Annotated in this window: 14 protein-coding genes; 6 read left to right on the top strand and 8 right to left on the bottom strand. The window is 65.4% G+C overall.

The window, feature by feature from the left end:
* Positions 1 to 5 precede the first annotated feature (5 nt).
* The 7 genes from QOH60_RS11485 to clpB all read right to left on the bottom strand — a co-directional run bounded on the left by QOH60_RS11485 (position 6) and on the right by clpB (position 8355).
* Entirely contained in the window at positions 6 to 1061 is a 1056-nt protein-coding gene (locus QOH60_RS11485) for a glycoside hydrolase family 76 protein (RefSeq protein ID WP_526420279.1), read from the bottom strand.
* Between the two features lie 3 nt (positions 1062 to 1064).
* Complete coding sequence (locus QOH60_RS11480) at positions 1065 to 1712, bottom strand: TrmH family RNA methyltransferase (protein ID WP_526420277.1); 648 nt, start codon at positions 1710 to 1712, stop codon at positions 1065 to 1067.
* Positions 1709 to 3133: an alpha/beta hydrolase domain-containing protein gene (locus tag QOH60_RS11475; protein WP_526420316.1), complete on the bottom strand. Its 1425-nt coding sequence runs from the start codon at positions 3131 to 3133 to the stop codon at positions 1709 to 1711. The genes QOH60_RS11480 and QOH60_RS11475 overlap by 4 nt, the downstream gene beginning before the upstream one ends.
* Positions 3134 to 3153: 20 nt before the next feature.
* Positions 3154 to 4050 carry a hypothetical protein gene (locus QOH60_RS11470; RefSeq protein ID WP_526420275.1) on the bottom strand — a complete coding sequence of 299 codons (897 nt, stop codon included), beginning with the start codon at positions 4048 to 4050 and terminating at the stop codon, positions 3154 to 3156.
* 3 nt (positions 4051 to 4053) lie between these two features.
* Positions 4054 to 4836 carry an SDR family oxidoreductase gene (locus QOH60_RS11465; protein WP_526420273.1) on the bottom strand — a complete coding sequence of 261 codons (783 nt, stop codon included), beginning with the start codon at positions 4834 to 4836 and terminating at the stop codon, positions 4054 to 4056.
* A gap of 4 nt (positions 4837 to 4840) precedes the next feature.
* Positions 4841 to 5671, bottom strand: a complete 831-nt coding sequence (gene ttfA, locus QOH60_RS11460) for a trehalose monomycolate transport factor TtfA (RefSeq protein WP_526420271.1) — start codon at positions 5669 to 5671, stop codon at positions 4841 to 4843.
* Between the two features lie 137 nt (positions 5672 to 5808).
* Complete coding sequence (clpB, locus tag QOH60_RS11455) at positions 5809 to 8355, bottom strand: ATP-dependent chaperone ClpB (RefSeq protein WP_526420269.1); 2547 nt, start codon at positions 8353 to 8355, stop codon at positions 5809 to 5811.
* A gap of 241 nt (positions 8356 to 8596) precedes the next feature.
* On the opposite strand from clpB, the gene QOH60_RS11450 reads away from it, so the two are divergent.
* From QOH60_RS11450 to QOH60_RS11440, 3 genes are read left to right on the top strand one after another with little or no spacing between them, the layout of a single operon-like run.
* On the top strand, positions 8597 to 9418 hold the full coding sequence (locus QOH60_RS11450) for an FAD binding domain-containing protein (protein WP_526420314.1): 822 nt from the start codon (positions 8597 to 8599) through the stop codon (positions 9416 to 9418).
* Positions 9415 to 12132, top strand: a complete 2718-nt coding sequence (locus QOH60_RS11445; protein ID WP_526420267.1) for a molybdopterin-dependent oxidoreductase — start codon at positions 9415 to 9417, stop codon at positions 12130 to 12132. The genes QOH60_RS11450 and QOH60_RS11445 overlap by 4 nt, the downstream gene beginning before the upstream one ends.
* A gap of 6 nt (positions 12133 to 12138) precedes the next feature.
* On the top strand, positions 12139 to 13086 hold the full coding sequence (locus QOH60_RS11440; protein ID WP_526420265.1) for an antibiotic biosynthesis monooxygenase: 948 nt from the start codon (positions 12139 to 12141) through the stop codon (positions 13084 to 13086).
* On the opposite strand, the gene QOH60_RS11435 is transcribed toward QOH60_RS11440, so the two are convergent.
* A complete protein-coding gene (locus tag QOH60_RS11435; protein WP_526420263.1) occupies positions 13083 to 16265 on the bottom strand; it encodes a multicopper oxidase family protein in 3183 nt (1060 codons plus the stop codon). The genes QOH60_RS11440 and QOH60_RS11435 overlap by 4 nt on opposite strands.
* A 146-nt stretch (positions 16266 to 16411) precedes the next feature.
* Between QOH60_RS11435 and QOH60_RS11430 the strand changes: the two genes are divergently transcribed.
* From QOH60_RS11430 to QOH60_RS11420, 3 genes are read left to right on the top strand one after another with little or no spacing between them, the layout of a single operon-like run.
* A complete protein-coding gene (locus tag QOH60_RS11430; RefSeq protein ID WP_526420261.1) occupies positions 16412 to 16753 on the top strand; it encodes an Rv0361 family membrane protein in 342 nt (113 codons plus the stop codon).
* Between the two features lie 36 nt (positions 16754 to 16789).
* The gene (locus QOH60_RS11425) at positions 16790 to 17461 is read left to right on the top strand and encodes a GAP family protein (protein WP_526420259.1); all 672 of its coding nucleotides are present in this window, start codon (positions 16790 to 16792) and stop codon (positions 17459 to 17461) included.
* Positions 17462 to 17492: 31 nt separating this feature from the next.
* The gene (locus tag QOH60_RS11420) at positions 17493 to 18659 is read left to right on the top strand and encodes an FAD-binding oxidoreductase (RefSeq protein ID WP_526420257.1); all 1167 of its coding nucleotides are present in this window, start codon (positions 17493 to 17495) and stop codon (positions 18657 to 18659) included.
* The last annotated feature ends 17 nt before the right edge of the window (positions 18660 to 18676 follow it).

Genomic DNA, 18676 nt, shown 5'->3' with positions numbered 1-18676 from the left:
TCGGCTCATCGCGCGGACAGTTGGTGCGCGGCTTCCATCAGCATCCATCCGGACAACTGCACGGACAGGTCTCGCTCGGGGACATCCGCGGTGGGGACTTCAGCGACGCGGTCCCAGTCCGGTCCGAACACCGGCAGCCCGTCGACAGTCTGGCGGTTCTCCCACGCCGACTGCGCCGAGACCATCACCAGCTTGTTCGCCGTCTCCCGAGCCGCGACATCCTCGGCGGTGGCGCCCGGCAGCGCCGTCGCGACAAGGGCCAGGTACCGAACGGTGATGCCGCTGAACAGACCGCCGTCGCCGCCTCCGCGCCCCGCCAGCACACCGCCCGGCGCCATGTGCTCGGCCACCGCGGCGACCAGCCGGTGCACCCTCGGCGCGTGCCGGTCGTCGCGGGTGCGCACCGCGAGTTCGGTCTCCAACCCGAGCACGACGCCCTGGCAGTAGGTGTACAGGTCGCGGAGCACCGCGCCGTCCCGGATCCCGTCGAAGATCAGGTTCGTCTCCGGGTCCACCAGCGTCTCGTCGATCCAGTCCGCCATCATCTGGGCCTGACGCAGCTCTGAATGGCGTGCGAGAAAGATTCCCGCGGGCCCGTTGGCAGGAGCGTTGAAGAAGTAATCCTCCTTGCGCCACCGAATGCCGCCACCGAGTTCCGGCAGCCACGCGCGGGCGAACTGCTTGGCGAACGTGCGCAGGGCGCGCCGGCGTTCGATCCCGACGAGCCTGGCGGCACGTTCGATCGCAAGCGCCTGCCATGCCATGTCGTCGTAATAGTTGTTCGTCCAGCGCCCACGATTGCGCAGGCGGTGCCCGCGCAGCTGTGCGACGATGCGGGCGCGGCGGCGCGGCTGCGGGTCACGCACGTGTGCGTCGACGAGGCAATCCAATAGGTGCGACTGCCACCAGTAATTCCAGTCGCCGAACCTGCGGTTGCGCGGTGTCGCCGGAAACGCCACGATGCCGAGCTGGGTGGCGGGCATCGCCCACAATCGTGCGAAATAGCGTGCGGAGACCGCGGCTTCGGCACTTGCCGCGCGGTTGGCCCACTGCGGTGCCATGCGTTACCAGGCCCGCGACATGTCGGCGTGCTGACGGATCCATGCGTGCATCGCGATTCCGGCGGCGACCGACGCATTGATGCTTCGGGTCGAGCCGAACTGCGCGACCGAAACCGTCAGGGTCGCGGCCTCGCGCGCCTCGTCCGTGATGCCGGGCCCTTCCTGCCCGAACAACAGGAGGCAGGCACGCGGCAGGGACGTCTCTTCGAGCCGGACCGAGCCCGTCACGTTGTCCACGGCGACTACGGTAAGCCCGGCGCCGTGGGCGTGCGCCACCAGCTCAGCCGTCGTGTCATGGTGCCGCAGGCGCTGATAGCGGTCGGTGACCATCGCGCCGCGCCGGTTCCAGCGCCGTCTGCCGACGATGTGGACCGTGTCGACGGCGAACGCGTTCGCGGTGCGCACCACCCCTCCGATGTTCGCGTCATGGCCGAAGTTCTCGATCGCGACGTGCAGCGGGTGCCGTCGGCGGTCGATGTCGGCGATGATCGCCTCGCGAGTCCAGTAGCGATATGCGTCGACGACGTTGCGGCGGTCACCGTTGCGCAGCAGATCCGGGTCGAAGCGAGGATCGTCGGGCGGCGGTCCCTGCCATGGCCCGACGCCGGTTGATTCGGCACCCCACTCGGTGGGACCGGCGGGATCAGTCACTCTGAGTCGGGAATGCCCCGAAAAGCTACGGCCGCAAGGGCAATGATCTCCTCGCGGTCGGCAGCGATGATGAACCCCGCCTCGATCGCGCGATCGAGTGCCTCGGTGAAGCGTGCGACGTAGTCGGCCGAGCCGCCGGGGTAGAGCCGGGCAAGTGTCTGTCCGTCGAGCATCTCGCCAGAACCGAACAGCACCGTCAGCGGGTTGTCGCCGTCGGCCAGGCCCGATGTCCTCGCGATCGGGACGTCGACCCACGGTGTGCGGACGCCGCCCTCGGCGACCCCGTTGGCGTCGAGCACGAAACCGCGCGGGTCGGCCTCGGTCAGGGTGATCGGTGCCGCGGCGGACGCGGCCTCGCCGGTGCGGACCCAGTCGTGCAGGCCTGCGATCGCCGCCTGCACCACGTAGTGATGCTGAGGCGCGAAATTGATCGAGTAGGCCAGCTGCTGGCCCATCAGCTCGCGCGTGGGTGCGAAGCCTTCGGCAAGCTGGTCGAGCGGCAAAGAACCGCTGTCGGTGAAACCCAGTTTGATCGTGTAGGTGTCGGCGTGGGCGGCGCCCGGGATCTCCCAGGCGCGGAACCGCTCGTTGTCTTCAATCCTGGCCGTCACGTAGCCGGGCAGCACGCCGTCGAGCAGATCTGTCTCGGTGAGGATGGTGATCACTGGGACTCGCGGGTCTGGCCGAAACGGAACGGCGGTGAGCGCTTTCACCCCCTCCAGGTCGAGAACCGAGTTGCCGTCCAGCGGGGCCGCGGGGCCGAACCGCGAGTGGACAAGGATGCCGTCGTAGACCTTGGCGATCGGGTCGACGAGATTGACGTACGTTGTCAAAAAGATCGCCGACTGCGATTCTCCCACCGCCAGAACGTATTCCGGATTCAGGGCACCCAAGAGGCCATTGTTGCCGCCGTCCCGGGCTAGTCGGCCGGCCTGGGTGAAGATATCGTAGGCGAAGTCGTCTCCGGGGTGACTCAGGCTTGAATAACGTTGTAGATCCTGGGTTTTCAGCGACATATCGAAGCCGGTGATGTTATCGCCGCCGCCCTCTATCCCCACCCTCTGAGTCGAGACGCAGACGTATGCGTATCCCGCGCGGACGACCTCGCGGTGCGCCATCATCCACACGGCGGGCGCGTCGATGCCGCCACTGACGTTGAGCCACTCGACGATGACCGTGCCGTTGAATGCGGCGTCATCGGTTGGCGTCAGAACAACGAACCGCGTGGTGTATTCCGCCTCGCCGGACGGGTTGGCATTCCAGTCCCCGTCCTGCCAGTCCCCGTCCTGCGAGTAGGACGTCGCTGTGCCCGAGACGAAGAATTCCTTCGCCTGGTAGCCGACCGTCGCAAGGTCGTAGCCGCCGAGCAGCAGATTGGGTGTTCCGGGGACGGCTGTGATTGCCGGGTGTGTCGTGACCACCCACCATCGATACCACGTCGTCAGTTCCTGCTGACCCACACCCCGGCGTGTGTGCCGACCACGGACAGCGTCGCATAGAGCAGCGCCTCGTTGATGTCGCCCTGACTGCACAGCGATGCCGCGACCCGGACGGCGTCGAGTGTGGCGTCCGGCAGCACCAGCAGTGACGAGCCGTACGCGGTGCAGGCTTTCGACAGCGACTTGGCTGCAGGGAGCGTGGGCGTGATCAACAGCATCAGCGGCCCCCCGCGTTGCGCCGATTCGTCGGCGTACTCCGCCTTTATCGCCGCGATGTCGACACCGAGCAGCATGTACCCGTTCCCGTTGAACACCGACGGATCACCGAGCGACGGCTGGCTGATGACCGCGCCGTCGGAGCGCCAGGCCTCGACGCTCGATGTCTTGATCGTGATGCCGGTGTCGTTTCTGTTGGTCGGCAGCAGGCCGACAGGGAACGCGACGGGATACGCCGCGACGGTGCCTGCGATCCGGTCGCGCGGTGAATACGCGTAGATGCCGCGCACCGCGCTTTGATTCTCTTGCGGCCCAAGGCATACCGTGCCCGTGAGCCGATCCGGGTTCGGTGCGGACAGCGGTGTGATGTCCAACGACGTGACGTTGCCGCAACTGCCCAGGCCGTCGGACTCGATCGGGTGGGCCAGCGCGCCATACAAGCCGAACCGGATGTCCTCGGGCTTTGCGTGCGGTTTGTTCTTGTCGGACGGCGCCGCGTCAACGTCGACGAGCACGTGTCCGGCCTCCCAGCGCAGGTGCGAGATCGACATGTTCCATCCGAGCAGCGCCATCGACTCACCGACCTTCGCGGTGGCGGCGCCGTAGGGAGGCGGCTGGCTCTCGGGGGTCGAACACCCGGCGACGAGAAAGGCAACTGAGATCGCCGCAATCGAGGCACGCAAGGCTCAGCGTGCCATCCGCTTGTTGACCATTCGCGTCGCCCACGCAGGCGAGACTTGCGCAAGGTGATACGCCACCCTGGTTTGACTCCCCACCGGGAAATGCACTTTGGGGACTCGTGATTTCCGGTGCAGCGAGCGCCACGCCGCGTCGGCGACGTCGTCGGGGGTCAGACGGATGCCCAGCGATTCGGTGGTGCCCGTCACGACGCCCGTGAGCAGTTCGGTGTCGACGAACAGTGGCCACAACGCGAGGACTGCGATGTCATGGGGCTGCCATTCCACCTCCAGCGCCTCGGTCAGGCCACGGACTGCGAATTTCGTTGCGCTGTAGGACGCCAGCTCGGCCTGGCCGTAGATCGCTGACGCCGAACACATGTTGAGCACGCGCGCTCCGGGGGTGTCACGCAGATACGGGAACGCCGCGTGGCAACCGAACATCACGCCGGTGACGTTCACGTCCACCAACTGCCGGTGACGAGCCGGCGGGATCTCGGCGAACTGCCCTGCCGCCAGCACCCCCGCGTTGTTCACAAGCACATCGAGTTTGCCTGTTTGGCTTACGAATTCGTGCAGCACCTCGGACCAGGCATCGATGTCGGTGACGTCCATGACCGATGTCCGCACCGACCACCCACGTTGCGCCGCCTCGCTGTTCAACGAGGCCAGGCCACTCTCGGCGACGTCCACCGCGCCGACGCTGCATCCGGCCGCGGCGAACCTGCGCACGAGCGCCAGCCCGATCCCACGAGCGGCCCCGGTGATGAACACCGTCTCAGGTGGGGCCACGGCGCTACTGCTGATAGCTGCGCCCAGGCCGCCCGGCGCGGGTCTGCGGGGGACGACGGATCGGCTCGGGTTGCGGCTGCGGTTGTGGCTGCGGTTGCGCGCGCCCTGGCTCCTGGCCCCGCGCTTGCGGGATACGGCTAGTCGGCGGCGGCAGCTCGGCCTGCGGGGCAATCGGCCTGCTGGGCGCGCCGTTGCGGCGCGGGGCCGGCTGCCCGGCGGCCGCCTTCTGTAGGGGCGGCAGCACCCGCAGCAGGTCGTTGAATTGCCGGACAGTGCGCAGGCCCTCGTCCCACTCGGCGCGGGTACTGGTGATGGGCATGCTGACCAGCGTCCAGTTCTGCTCGTTCCACATGATCTCCGCGCAGTCGGGAGCGGTGTGGGCGAAGGTCACCATGCGGCGGTCACAGGCGCGACGGGCCGCGTCGAGATTGGTGGAGTACACCATCCGGGGGCCGATCGCACCGAGCAGCCAGACATCGTTCTCGCGAGGCTCCTTGAGACCCTTGAGGCGCAGGTCCATCACGACGTTGGTGCCGACCTTGCGGTGCAGCGCGATCACGGTCGCTACGTCTTCGAGGTCGAAGATATAAACGGCCTCGCCCCGGATCTGGCCGAGCACGACGTTGCGGGCTGGGACATCTCCGACCGTGGACATCACGCCGCGCTTCCAGCGGTCCATGATGTCCGCCGACTCGGGCTCGTAGTCGAACCCGTGCGAGCGGGCCCACGACCTGCGACGCCGCCCGTGATTGTGCTTCTTGTCGAGGTCGACGTACAGGAGCACGGCCGCGCTCACGAAACAGAGCGCGGACAGCGTGAACCAAAGCGGGATCATGAGACGTCCAGCCTATCTGCTGTAGGTAGCGATGCCCGAACTCAAGCGAGTCACATCCGGATCACGAGCGCGAGAAGACGCGGAATCGCATTACCCGACGTGGTGTTGTGCGATTCCGCGTCTGCTCGGCGCCCGGGTTAACCCAGCGTCAGGCTGTCGCCGTCCGCGCTGACATTGACGGGCACGGTGTCCCCGTCGTGGACCTCGCCGGACAGCAACATCTTGGCCAGCTGATCGCCGATGGCCTGCTGCACCAGCCGACGCAGCGGGCGCGCGCCGTACACGGGGTCGAATCCGCGCTCGGCCAGCCACTTCTTCGCCGGGAGCGACACCTCGAGCTGCAGGCGGCGCTGCGACAGCCGCTTTTGCAGCTGCTCGAGCTGGATGTCGACGATCTGCACGAGCTCCTCGGGGTTCAGCCCGTCGAAGATCAGCACGTCATCGAGACGGTTGATGAACTCGGGTTTGAACGTCGAGCGCACCGCGGCCATCACCTGCTCCTTGCTGCCGCCCGACCCCAGGTTGGACGTCAGGATGAGGATGGTGTTGCGGAAGTCGACCGTTCGGCCCTGCCCGTCGGTGAGCCGGCCCTCGTCGAGCACCTGCAGGAGCACGTCGAACACGTCCGGGTGGGCCTTTTCGACCTCGTCGAACAAGACGACGGTGTACGGCCGTCGCCGTACCGCTTCGGTCAGCTGCCCGCCCTGGTCGTAGCCGATGTACCCGGGAGGAGCGCCGACCAGGCGAGCCACCGAGTGCTTCTCGCCGTACTCGCTCATGTCGATGCGCACCATCGCGCGCTCGTCGTCGAACAGGAAGTCGGCCAGCGCCTTGGCCAGCTCGGTCTTGCCGACGCCGGTGGGGCCGAGGAACAGGAACGAGCCCGTCGGCCGGTTGGGGTCGGCGATCCCGGCACGACTGCGGCGCACCGCATCCGACACCGCGATCACGGCCTTCTTCTGCCCGATGACGCGACGGCCCAGCTCGTCTTCCATCCGCAGCAGCTTGGCGGTCTCGCCCTCGAGCATCCGGCCTGCCGGGATGCCGGTCCACGCGGACACCACTTCGGCGATGTCGTCGGGCCCGACCTCCTCTTTCAGCATCACGGCTTGTTGCGCCTCGGCCTGCGGCAGCGCGGCGTCGAGTTGCTTCTCGACCTCGGGGATGCGCCCGTAGCGCAGCTCGGCCGCCTTGGCCAGGTCGCCGTCGCGCTCGGCCCGCTCGGACTCTTGGCGCAGCGTGTCCAGCTGCTCCTTGAGGTCGCGGACGATCTCGATCGCGTTCTTCTCGTTCTGCCAGCGGGTAGTGAGCTCGGTGAGCTTCTCCTTCAGGTCGGCGAGTTCGGCACGCAGCTTCTCCAGCCGGTCCGCCGACGCGTCGTCAGACTCCTTCTCCAGCGCCATCTCCTCGATCTCCAGCCGGCGCACCAGCCGCTCGACCTCGTCGATCTCGACCGGCCGGGAGTCGATCTCCATGCGCAGCCGGGACGCGGCCTCGTCGACCAGGTCGATGGCCTTGTCAGGCAGGAAACGCGACGTGATGTAGCGGTCGGACAGTGTCGCAGCGGCCACCAGCGCGGAGTCGGTGATCCGCACGCCGTGGTGCACCTCGTAGCGCTCCTTCAGGCCGCGCAGGATGCCGACGGTGTCCTCGACCGACGGCTCGCCAACGAACACCTGCTGAAACCGGCGCTCCAGCGCGGCGTCCTTCTCGATGTGCTTGCGGTACTCGTCGAGCGTGGTCGCGCCGACCAGCCGCAGCTCGCCGCGGGCCAGCATCGGCTTGATCATGTTGCCTGCGTCCATCGCGCCCTCACCGGTCGCTCCGGCGCCGACGATCGTGTGCAGCTCGTCGATGAACGTGATGATCTGCCCGGCGGAGTTCTTGATGTCGTCGAGCACGGCCTTGAGCCGCTCCTCGAACTCGCCGCGGTACTTGCTGCCCGCCACCATGGAGCCGAGGTCCAGCGAGACGATTGTCTTGTCGCGCAGGCTTTCCGGCACGTCGCCTGCGACGATGCGCTGCGCGAGGCCCTCGACGATGGCCGTCTTGCCAACGCCGGGCTCGCCGATCAGCACCGGGTTGTTCTTGGTGCGTCGACTCAGCACCTGCACGACACGACGAATCTCGTTGTCGCGCCCGATGACTGGGTCGAGTTTGCCCTCTTTGGCGAGCGCGGTCAGGTCGGTGGAGTACTTTTCCAGCGCCTGGTAAGTGCCCTCGGGGTCGGGGCTGGTGACGCGGCCGCTGCCGCGGACCTTGGTGAACGCGTCACGCAACGCCTGCGGTGACGCGCCGTGGTTGGTGAGCAGCTTGGCGACGTCCCCCTGCCCAGTGGCCAGGCCCACCAGCAGGTGCTCAGTGGAGACGTACTCGTCGTCCATTTCGGTGGCGAGCTGCTGTGCTGTGGTGATCGCGGTGATCGACTCGGGTGACAGCTGCGGCTGCGAGCTGGAGCCGGACGCGCTGGGCAGCCGGGCGAGAAGGCGTTCGACCTCTGTCCGGATGGTTGCGGGCTCGACGCCGACGGCCTCGAGCAGCGGGGCGGCGATGCCGTCGTTCTGCGTGAGCAACGCCATCAACAAATGGGCGGGCGTGATCTGCGGGTTCCCGGCAGCCGTGGCCGCCTGCAGAGCCGCGGTCAACGCCGCCTGAGTCTTCGTGGTCGGGTTGAACGAATCCACGACTTGATTCCTCCCTTTCGTCGAAGGAGTGGTTGGCGAAAATGCTTGTCGCGATATTCAACGCCGTCAAGGTTGAGTCTGTTCCGCTCAAGTTTGGATAATTTCTGATGAACTGCTGCGGGAGTCGGCGGGTCGGGACCAATTCGCGTCCGCGGTGCGCCGCCTTGACCTACAGTCAGCACGTCGCCGCCGCTGCCGAACTGCATTGATGACATCTCAAATCCCCGGAAGGCCGATAGTTTTGGACATCAATACCGTTGCGGACATCGTCCGCCGACCGCCTGACCGTCCCAGTACTGAATGGCGACCAGGCGACGCCTGGCTTGCCGGGGGGACCTGGCTGTTCTCCGACAAGCAACCGCATCTTCGTCGCCTGATCGACCTGGCTCCGCTCGGGTGGAATCACCTGGAGGCCGGCGACGCCGGGCTGACGATCGGCGCGATGACCACCATCCACGACCTCTACACCTTCAACGTGCCCGACGGCTGGCGCGCCGGACCGGTGATCCGTTACAGCTGTGAAGCGTTCCTGGCGTCGTTCAAGATCTGGTACTCGGCCACGGTCGGCGGCAACATCTGCATGTCGCTTCCCGCCGGGCCGATGATCACGTTGACGACCGCGCTGGATGCCACCTACCGGCTGTGGGCCGCCGATGGATCCGAACGCACAGTCGCCGCAATCGATTTCGTCACCGGCGATAACCAGAACGTCCTCGCGCCCGGTGAAGTACTGCGCGACATCCACATACCGGCCGCCGCACTGCGCAAGCGGCACATCCACCGCAGGTTCACGCTGACGCACATGGGCCGCTCGACGATCTTCATGATCGCGACGCAAGACCCTGACGGCGACGACATGTTGCTGACGATCACGGCGGGCACCACCCACCCGATCCGGCTCGCGTTCGACAGCGTTCCCGACGAAGACACGTTGCAGCACAGAATCGATGCGCTGCCTGACGAGGTGTGGTTCGCCGATCCCAACGGCACACCCGATCACCGCCGCCACCTCGCGAAGCACTATGCCGAAGAAATCCGCGTTGAGTTGGGGGGCCGCTTGTGACGTACACCGTGAACGGCAAGATCTTCAGCGAGGAGCCGCGGCCAGGGCAGTGCCTGCGCACTTTCATGCGCGACCTCGGGCATTTCGGCGTCAAAAAGGGCTGCGACTCAGGCGATTGCGGTGCCTGCACGGTGTGGCTCGACGGAAAGCCCGTCCATAGTTGCATCACACCGGCGTTCCGCGCCGACGGGCGTGAGGTGACCACGATCGAGGGGCTTGGGTCGCCGGACAACATGCATCCCATGCAGCGGCAGTTCCGCGACGCGCCGGGCTTCCAGTGCGGCTTCTGCACCGCCGGAATGATCATGACGTCAGCAACCTTCACCGACGAACAGAAGATGAACCTGCCTCGCGCCCTAAAGGGAAACCTGTGCCGCTGCACCGGATACCGCGCGATCGAGGACGCCATCCACGGCAAGGCCGCGATCGAGGAGGCAACGCCAGGCAACGTCATCGGGACCAGCGTCGGCGCACCCGCAGCAACCGATATCGTCACCGGCCGTGCCGAATACACGATGGACACCCACATGGACGGGATGCTGCACCTGAAGGTGCTGCATTCGCCGCATGCGCATGCGCGCATCGTCTCCATCGACAAGTCGGCCGCGCTCGCGGTGCCTGGTGTGCATCGGGTGTACACGTGGGAAGACGTTCCCCGGAGGCGGTACAGCACGGCGATCCACACCGACCACCTCGTCGACCCCGACGACACGTACATGCTCGACAACGTGGTGCGCTTCGCCGGCCAACGCGTGGTCGCGGTGCTCGCCGACTCCATCGGCGCGGCCGAGGAGGGTTGCCGCCAGGTCGTCGTCGAATACGAGCTTCTGCCAGCCGTTTTCGACCCCGAAGAGGCGATGGCACCCGGCGCCCCGCAGCTGCACACCTACGAGGACCCTTTCGCCCACGACAAGGTCCGCAACATCCTGCTCGAGTTGCACGGCAACATCGGGGATGTCGAAAAGGGTTTCGCGGAGGCTGACGTCATCCACGAAGGAACGTATTTTTCGCCGCGCGTGCAGCATGCGCATCTGGAGACGCACGGGTCGATCGCCTGGATGGAAGACGGGCGGCTGAACGTGCGCACGAGCTCGCAGTCGCCTTCGGTGGCGAAACTGAAGCTGTCGCACCTTTTCAGCCTGCGGCCCGATGAACTGCGGGTCTTCTGCAAACGAGTCGGCGGCGGGTTTGGCGGCAAGCAGGAGGTGATCTCGGAAGACCTGCCTGCACTCGCGACCCTCGATACCGGCCGCCCCGTGTCGTGGGAATACACGCGTGAAGAGGAGTTCACCACCGCCTCTCCTCGTCATCCGATGAAGATCACCGTCAAACTCGGCGCGCGCGCCGACGGCACGCTGACCGCGTTCCAGTTCCGCAACGTGTCCAACACCGGCGCGTACGGCAATCACGGCGGTGAGACGCTGTTCGCGGGCGGCGCTGCGATCATGCTCTACCGTTGCCCGAACAAGAAATTCGATGGGTATGCGGTGTACACGAACACGGTGCCGAGCGGAGCGCTGCGCGGCTACGGCATGACGCAGCCCGCCTTCGCCGTCGAGTCCGCGATGCACGAACTCGCGCTCGCACTGAACATGGATCCGATGGAGTTGCGCCGCCGCAACATCATTCGGCCCGGTGACGCATTGCTCGCCATCGGTGAGCATCCCGACGACGTGTCCTTCAGCGAGGACACAATGGGCAAGTGCATCGACCTCGTGGATAACGCACTACGCCAACAGACGGACGGCGCACCGCCTGGTGAGCACTGGCTGCTCGGCACCGGCACCGCGTGCTGCATCCACGAGACCGCGCCGCCGACGGATCACGTCTCGGAGTGCTGGGCCACCCTGCGCGACGACGGCATATACGAAATCGCTGTCGGCACTGTGGAATTCGGCGAAGGCACGTCGACCGCGCACGTGCAGATCGCCGCCAATCAGCTCGGGACGACCCCCGCGCGGATACATCTCGTGCAGTCGGACACCGACCGAAACGGTTTCGACACCGGCGCCTTCGCGAGCGCGGGCCTGTTCGTCTCCGGCAACGCTGTTCTGAGGGCATCCGGCGCGCTACGAGACCACATCCTCGCGCTCGCTTCAAGTCACACCGGCGTGGCGGCGGCCGACTGCACGCTCGACGACGACGGCGTCGTCTGTGACGGCACCCGCCTGTCGTTGACAGATGTCGTCGAGGTGGCACGCGATCGAGGGTTTCGCCTGACCGAGGCCCGCAAGGCGTACGGTTCGCCACGCAGTGTGACCGCCAACGCGCACGGATTCCGCATCGCGGTGCATCGCATCACCGGCGAGATCCGCATCCTCTACAGCGTGCAGGCCGTCGACCCAGGCATCGTGATTAACCCCGAACAGGTCCGTGGTCAGATCGAGGGCGGTGTCGCACAGGGCATCGGGTTCACACTGACGGAGAACTTCCACGTCGCCGCCGACGGCGTGATGATGAATCCGTCACTGCGCCAATACCGCATCCCCACCTACGCCGACATCCCGCGCACCGAGGTGCTTGTCGTCGAGTCCAACGATTCGTTTGGGCCGAATCGCGCCAAAGGTATCGCCGAATTCTGCGTCAACACGGTCGCGCCCGCGCTAGCGAACGCGCTTCAGGACGCCTCCGGGGTACGCTACCGCTCCCTGCCGCTGACTCCCGAGCGGATCTACGCGGCGCTGAGCACCGCCCGGCTGATCCCGGCGACCTGAGTGGCGATGGACGACAACGCCGCAACGGTTCTCATTGGCCAACGCGTCCGCGCTGGATGTGAAGACGCATTCATCAAGTGGCAGCACGAGCTCAACGAGGCCGCGTCGCACTACCCAGGATTCATCGCCGCCGAGGTCAACGCACCCACCGGTATGCAGAAGGAATGGGTCGTCGTCTACCGCTTCGACTCGATCGCCAACGTGGCGGCCTGGATCAACAGCGCCACACGGCAAGAGCGCATGAAGGGTGGCAGCCAGTTCTTCGACGGGCCGCTCACGCAGGAAGTGCTGCACGGCGCGGGAAAGCCCAGCGATGAGCTGGTGACGGTCGTGGTGACACACAACGTCGACTCGGCCGATGTCGACGAATTCCTTGCGTGGCAACGTCGGCTCGAGGAGGCGGAGAGCGCCTTCAGCGGTTACCGCGGAACCGAGTTGTTCCGGCCGATCGATGGCGTGCAGGACAAGTGGACGGCGATGTACCGCTACCAGACAGCCGCGGATCTGGACGCCTGGCTCACATCCGACGAGCGAAAGAAGCTACTGGCAGAAGGCAACAGGTTCAATGACTTCCAGTTGCACACCGTCGACAGCTCGTTCGGCAACTGGTTCGCGTTCGACGACAGTGGGACCAACGCGAAGCCCCCATCGGACGTCAAGACGTCGATCGCCGTGTGGGTGGGCCTGTACCCGACTGTTGTTTTCCTGTCGCTGTTGACGTTTCCGCTCAAGCTGCCGTTATGGGCGGGCATGCTGCTGGGGAACCTGCTGTCCAGCTTCACGATGACGTACGTGACGATGCCGTTCTACGTCAACCCGTTGCTCAAGAAGTGGTTGAGTCCCTCGGCCGACCAGAAGACCAACCTACGCGGGGTCGCGATCGTGGTTGTGGCCTTTGTGTTGTGGGCGGCGTTTTTCTACGTCCTCACGATCGAGATCATGCATCTGCACTAACGTCCGCCCACAGGCGCTGCGCCGGTTAAGCCGGGAATCGGTGGCAATGCAATTAACTGCTTGGGCGCCAACGTGTTCGCGTCGGGTGCGGGGCGCGCGAAGTCGTACTTTCTGACCTCGCCGCCTTGGGGTCCGATGCCGCTGACCAGCAGTTCGGCGGTGGCCGTGGTGCTGGTGGTCGCCACCGCTACACCGGGAGTCGCACCGGCGAACGGTTCGAACGACGCTGTCTGCCGGAACATCACGTCGCCGTGCTGCATATCCGGACTGTGTGTGTACATCACGGGAGCGCCGTCCAGCCGGGAGCCCGAGGACCACACGCGGACAGTGCCCTTGTCTGCGAGTTGGCCCGTGACGATGCTCTGTGCGCCGCCCTCTTGTGCGGCAACCCATCCCGTCGTCAGCGAGATTCCCTTGGTGTACCCCTCGTCATAGGCGAGGAGCTCGGCCGTCTTCGTGGGATCACCGGGACCGTCTTTCTTGGCGGCGCCGTTGGCCACCGCCTTGTCGGTCGGGTTGAAAAGGTCGTAGTGGAAGACCTTTATCCGTGCTGGTTCCCCCGGACCGGGCGCCGTGATGATGTTCTGCCTGCCCTGCTCGTAGCTGACCAGGCCGGTGGCCACGGTGACGCCGTTCTGCGATCCGGGATACGGCTTGAAGCTGGAAAACACGTCTGGTGCCTTCCCCACGTCGGGCAGCTTCGTGGAGAACACGGTCACCTGCGATTCCATGCCGGGTCCGGATCCCACGATGATGTTGTCTCTCACCGCGTTTCCGTCGATGTGGGCGCCGGCGACGTTGACACCGCCTTTGAAATTGGCGTCCAAAGGCGCGAACCTGGCGATCTCAGACCTGAACGGGAACGGGCCCTTCGACGCCGCGCCGCTGTAGACAACGATCTCCGGAGACACACCGGGGCCGCTGCCGACGACGAGATCGAGGATTTGGTCGCCGTCGACATCGGCCATCGCCACTGATGGCGTACCTTCGAACGCCGGGAACGGCGTCACATTGGCGACCACCTTGTCCCCGTTGCCGTCAAGCACCTGCACCGTCGCGGGTTTGCCTTTGGAGCCCGGGATAGCCACCGCGTACGTCGACACCGCCGGGATGACGTTGATGGTCGCCATCAAGCCGTTGTCCTCGTGGTTGAGGCGGTGGCAGTGAATGACGTACGTGCCGCCGAACTCCTCGAACTCGGTACGCAGCGTCAGCGATGCGGGATCGAGTGGGTTGTCGTCCTTATCGACCACGGGCGGAGGCACGTTCGCGTTGTCGACGCTGAACATCTCCGGCCCGAACGTGGTTTTGGCGATCGGATCCACGACCTGAGTGACTTGAAAGTCGTTCACGTGGATGTGCATTGGGTGGCCGTCGTTGTTGAAGTTCGTTATCTTCCACTCTTCCATGCTGTCCAGCCGTGGCTGGACCAACGGGATGTTGGGAAAGACGTTGTCGTCGAACTGATAGTTGAAGGCCCGCGGATCACTCTTGCTCGCGTAGTTGTTGCCGAAGCCGCCGCCGATCTTGAGCTCACGCGTCACGTCCGGCGTCAGCACCGAGTCGTCCCTGAACGAGTTTCCTGAGCTCAAATCCATGCCTGGGTCAAAGGCGGTGGTCTGCCCCTCGCCGCTGTCCGGCTTGGCACGCATGAGGACCTGGGTCGGGTAAGCGAAGAACCCGTCGGCGTAGCTGACGAACTTCGGGTCGATGGTCAGGTCTCCGAGCACGCCCGGCGGATTCTTGTTGCCGTTGTTCGTATACAGCACAGCCTGACTCGTCCTCGGCTTGCCGTCCTTCATCGGCGGCATCTCGACCACCAGATCGCCGGTCTTGGGCATCGTCACCGCGATCGCGAAGCGCGACGCGGGCGGTATGAACAGAAGCGAGTCGTCGCCGCCGACCGGCCGCTCGACACGAGTGTAGGGGTTGCCGTCCTGGCCGACGATCGAGAACTTCGGGTGGTTGCCAGTCGCGGTCTCGGTCAAAACCACTGGCATGTACGCGATGTCGCTGATGTTGGCTAAGACCCAGATTTCGGTCTGCCCCGGCTTCATCTTGAGTTCGGGCTGGAACAGCCCGTTCACGGTGAACTGCACGTCGCGTTGGTTGTCCGGCAGCGCAGGGTTGGCCGGCACGTTGAGCGTCGGGCTGGTGAAACTCTGCAAATTGGTCGGAATGAACTGGTTACCGCCGCGCTTGTTCTGCGGCGACAGCGGCCCCGCGTACCAGTTCGTCACGAACTGAGTGTCTTTAGCGCTCTGCGAGAAGTTCACCGGAGCGAGGTTCGTGGGGTACGTGCCGTCTGCGACTTCGTTGCCTACTGGCGGCTTGAGGGTGTTGACCCACTGCTCCCAGTAGGGATTGTTCAGCTGGTGGCTGCCGCCCTTACGGTCGAACACGAAGTTGTACTGCAGCGCCATGTCCCGGATCGGGATGCTGTTCTTCGTCACCAGCGGCAGGTTGCCGTCGGGGCGCCCGATCTCCAACAGGCCGGCCAGGCCGAGATAGGTCTGCTGCGCCGTCAGCATGTGGCGATGGCTGTGGTACCAATACAGGCCCTGCGGCAGGTCTTTCGGCAGCTCGTAATCGTAGGTATTGCCCTGCCCGGCGGGGATGTTCAGCAGGACATTGTCCGCGTTGCCGGACGGGCTGACATGCAGTCCGTGGGTGTGCAGGTTCAGCGGCACCGACGTCATTGCCGGCGGATAGAGCGGTACTTCAGCGCCGGTAGGTGTGTAGGTCGGGTTGTTGAAATCCGCAATCGTCAGGCCCTGCAGGTCGTTGTCGTAATGAACGATGAGCCGCTCACCGGGGTCGGCTCGCAACGTCGGCGCCGGATACATGTTGTCGCCCTTGGTGGACCCGTCCGAGCTCGTGCCCTTGATGACCTCGTAGCCGTACACCAGGAAGTTCGTGACCGGCTCCTTGACGGTGTCGAGGTTGACCGTGCCCTGGTGTGCGGACAACCGGACTTCGAGCACGCCATCCTTGCTGGACAGCCGCACAGGTTCCCTGAACGGGACAGGGTGACCGTCGGGACCGGCGTTGACCCCGGCCTCTGGCGGCTTGGGCGTCTGCTCTGCTGGCTTGTCGTTCTTGGTGCACGAGACCGTCATCATCGCCAGCGAAAGCACCAGTAGCAGTGCAACGATCGGTTTGCTCCGCGCAGTCCGCATGACGTCCCCGTTCTCGATCGCCCGCGGCCGCCAACGGCCGCCGGTCAACGCGGTGGACAATACCGGCTAAGTGCGCCTGCGCTAAACAATTCTGCCTATCGCCGCCAATGTCTTTAGTCAGCAATGAGATAGGGCAACGTAGGTGTGTGCACACGAACCCGCCACCCAGCAGTCGACGATCATTTCTGATCATCGCCTTGGTGGTCGCTGTGGTTGCCGCCGCGGCGACGGCGGCCATCGTGATCGCGATGTACAGCCAACCATCCGACGAAGAGCAGATCCGTGCGGTGATCACTGGTATCGAGACTGCGGAGAACCGTAACGACGACGACGCGCTGAAACGCTACAGCTGCAAGGACGTGCCTTTCTCCCTGCTGCACGAACTCGGCGCCGACGACTTGATTGGCGTCGACGCGCCGATGACGCTCGAGTTCGTCCGCAAGGACGACACGTGGAAGGCCTGCGGCTACGACATCACAAGAAAATAGCCTCCGGAAGTCCGCTCCGGATGCGAGGATTCGGCAGTGGCCGGAAGCTGGAGCAGCATTCTCACCGAACTGATTCCGCTGGCCGCCGTGATCACCCTCTCTCCGCTGTCGATCATCCCTGCGGTCCTGGTCCTGCACTCTCCGAATGCTCGACCCGCGGCGCTGATGTACCTCCTCGGCTGGGTCGTCGCGCTCACCGCGATCACGGCCATCTTCGTGGAGCTGTCCGATCTGGTCGGCGATCTCGACAACCCCCCGACGTGGGCGTCGTGGTTGAGGGTCGTCGTTGGCGCAGCTCTGATCGTGTTCGGCACGTTCCGGTGGCTGACCAGGAACCGATCGGCCCACATGCCGGGGTGGATGCGGCAGCTCACCGACGTCACGCCCGGGAGGGCGGGCCTCTATGGTGCGTTGCTTGCGGTGGTCAATCCGAAGGTCCTATTCATCTGCGCTGCAGCGGGTTTGGCGATCGGCACGGAGGGACTCGGTTTTCCCACCGTGTGGCTTGCCGTGGTGTACTTCGTCGCCGTGGCGGCGTCATCGGTCGCTCTTCCGGTGCTTGCGTACGCGGTGTCCGGCGACCGGCTGGACGAGCCGCTGGCCAAGCTGAAGGACTGGATGGAGCGGCACAATGCGGCACTGGTGGCCGCCATTCTCGTGGTGATCGGTCTGCTCGTGCTTTACAAGGGCATTCACGGCCTGATCTGAACCGCTGACAAGCGACCTACAATCGGCGAGCGTGGGACTGGAGGATCGCGACGCGCTGCGGGTACTGCGCGACGCGCTTGACCCCCCGTCTGCCGACAACCAGCTGGTAAGCCAGTTCTACAACCGCTGGTTCGCCATCGAGCCGTCCATTCGCGACCTGTTTCCCCCGGACATGGGCGCACAGCGGGCGACGTTTGGCCATGCCCTGTGGTGGGTGTTCGGCGAGTTCATTGCCCAACACGTCCAGGAGCCCGTCGCCTTTCTCGCTCAGCTCGGCCGTGACCATCGCAAATATGGTGTGGGACAAGAGCATTACCAAGCCATGCAGGAGGCGCTGTACACCAGTTTCCGTACCCATCTCGGCGACCGATGGGATTCGGCCCTCGACACCGCGGCGCGAGAGGCCCTCGCACTGATCGTCGGCGTGATGAGTGGCGCAGCCGACGCCGAAACCGGGCCGGGCTGGTGGGAGGGGACCGTCGTCGAGCACCATCGGGTATCGCGGGATCTCGCCGTCGTGCGGCTGCGGCTGAACCGGCCCATGGACTACCACCCCGGGCAGTACGTCAACGTGGAGATCCCGCAGTGCCCGACGAGCTGGCGGTATCTCAGCCCTGCGATACCTGCCACTGCGGACGGTGACATCGAATTCCACGTCCGCGCGGTCCTGGGCGGCATGGTCAGCACGGCGATCGTCGGCGAGACACGGCAGGGAGACCGATGGAAGCTCTCGGCGCCGCACGGCGCCATGGAGATCGACCGCACCGGCGCCGACGTGCTGATGGTGGCGGGCAGCACGGGCCTCGCCCCGCTGCGCACCCTGATCATGGACCTGGCCCGATTTGGTGAAAACCCCAGGGTTCACCTCTTCTTCGGCGCCCGGTACCCGTCGGAGCTCTACGATCTGCGGACGCTGTGGGAGATTGCGGCGGGGAATCCGTGGCTGTCGGTCACCCCGGTTTCTGAGTACAAAGCCGACCCCCCGTGGGTCGCGGATTACCCGGACGTCCAGCCTCCGCGCGGGCTGCACGTCCGCCAGACAGGGCGGCTGCCCGAGGTAGTCACCAGATACGGCGCGTGGGGTGACCGCCAGATCCTGATCAGCGGCGGCCCAAAGATGATCGCCGCGACCCGACAAGCGCTGATCGCCAAAGGCGCTCCGCCCGAACACATTCAACACGATCCCCCGACGAGCTGACTCGCGCCCGGCGGCGT

The organism is Mycobacterium sp., assembly GCF_032159765.1.
Lineage (GTDB): Bacteria > Actinomycetota > Actinomycetes > Mycobacteriales > Mycobacteriaceae > Mycobacterium.
The sequence above is the reverse complement of the archived record's forward strand: the minus strand, read 5'-3'. Positions and strand labels throughout refer to the sequence as shown.

Excerpts from the sequence above, each read along its gene's own strand:
- QOH60_RS11485 (WP_526420279.1), bottom strand. The coding sequence starts at position 1,061 with ATGGCACCGCAGTGGGCCAACCGCGCGGCAAGTGCCGAAGCCGCGGTC.
- ttfA (WP_526420271.1), bottom strand. The coding sequence starts at position 5,671 with ATGATCCCGCTTTGGTTCACGCTGTCCGCGCTCTGTTTCGTGAGCGCG.
- QOH60_RS11440 (WP_526420265.1), top strand. The coding sequence starts at position 12,139 with ATGGACGACAACGCCGCAACGGTTCTCATTGGCCAACGCGTCCGCGCT.
- QOH60_RS11435 (WP_526420263.1), bottom strand. The coding sequence starts at position 16,265 with ATGCGGACTGCGCGGAGCAAACCGATCGTTGCACTGCTACTGGTGCTT.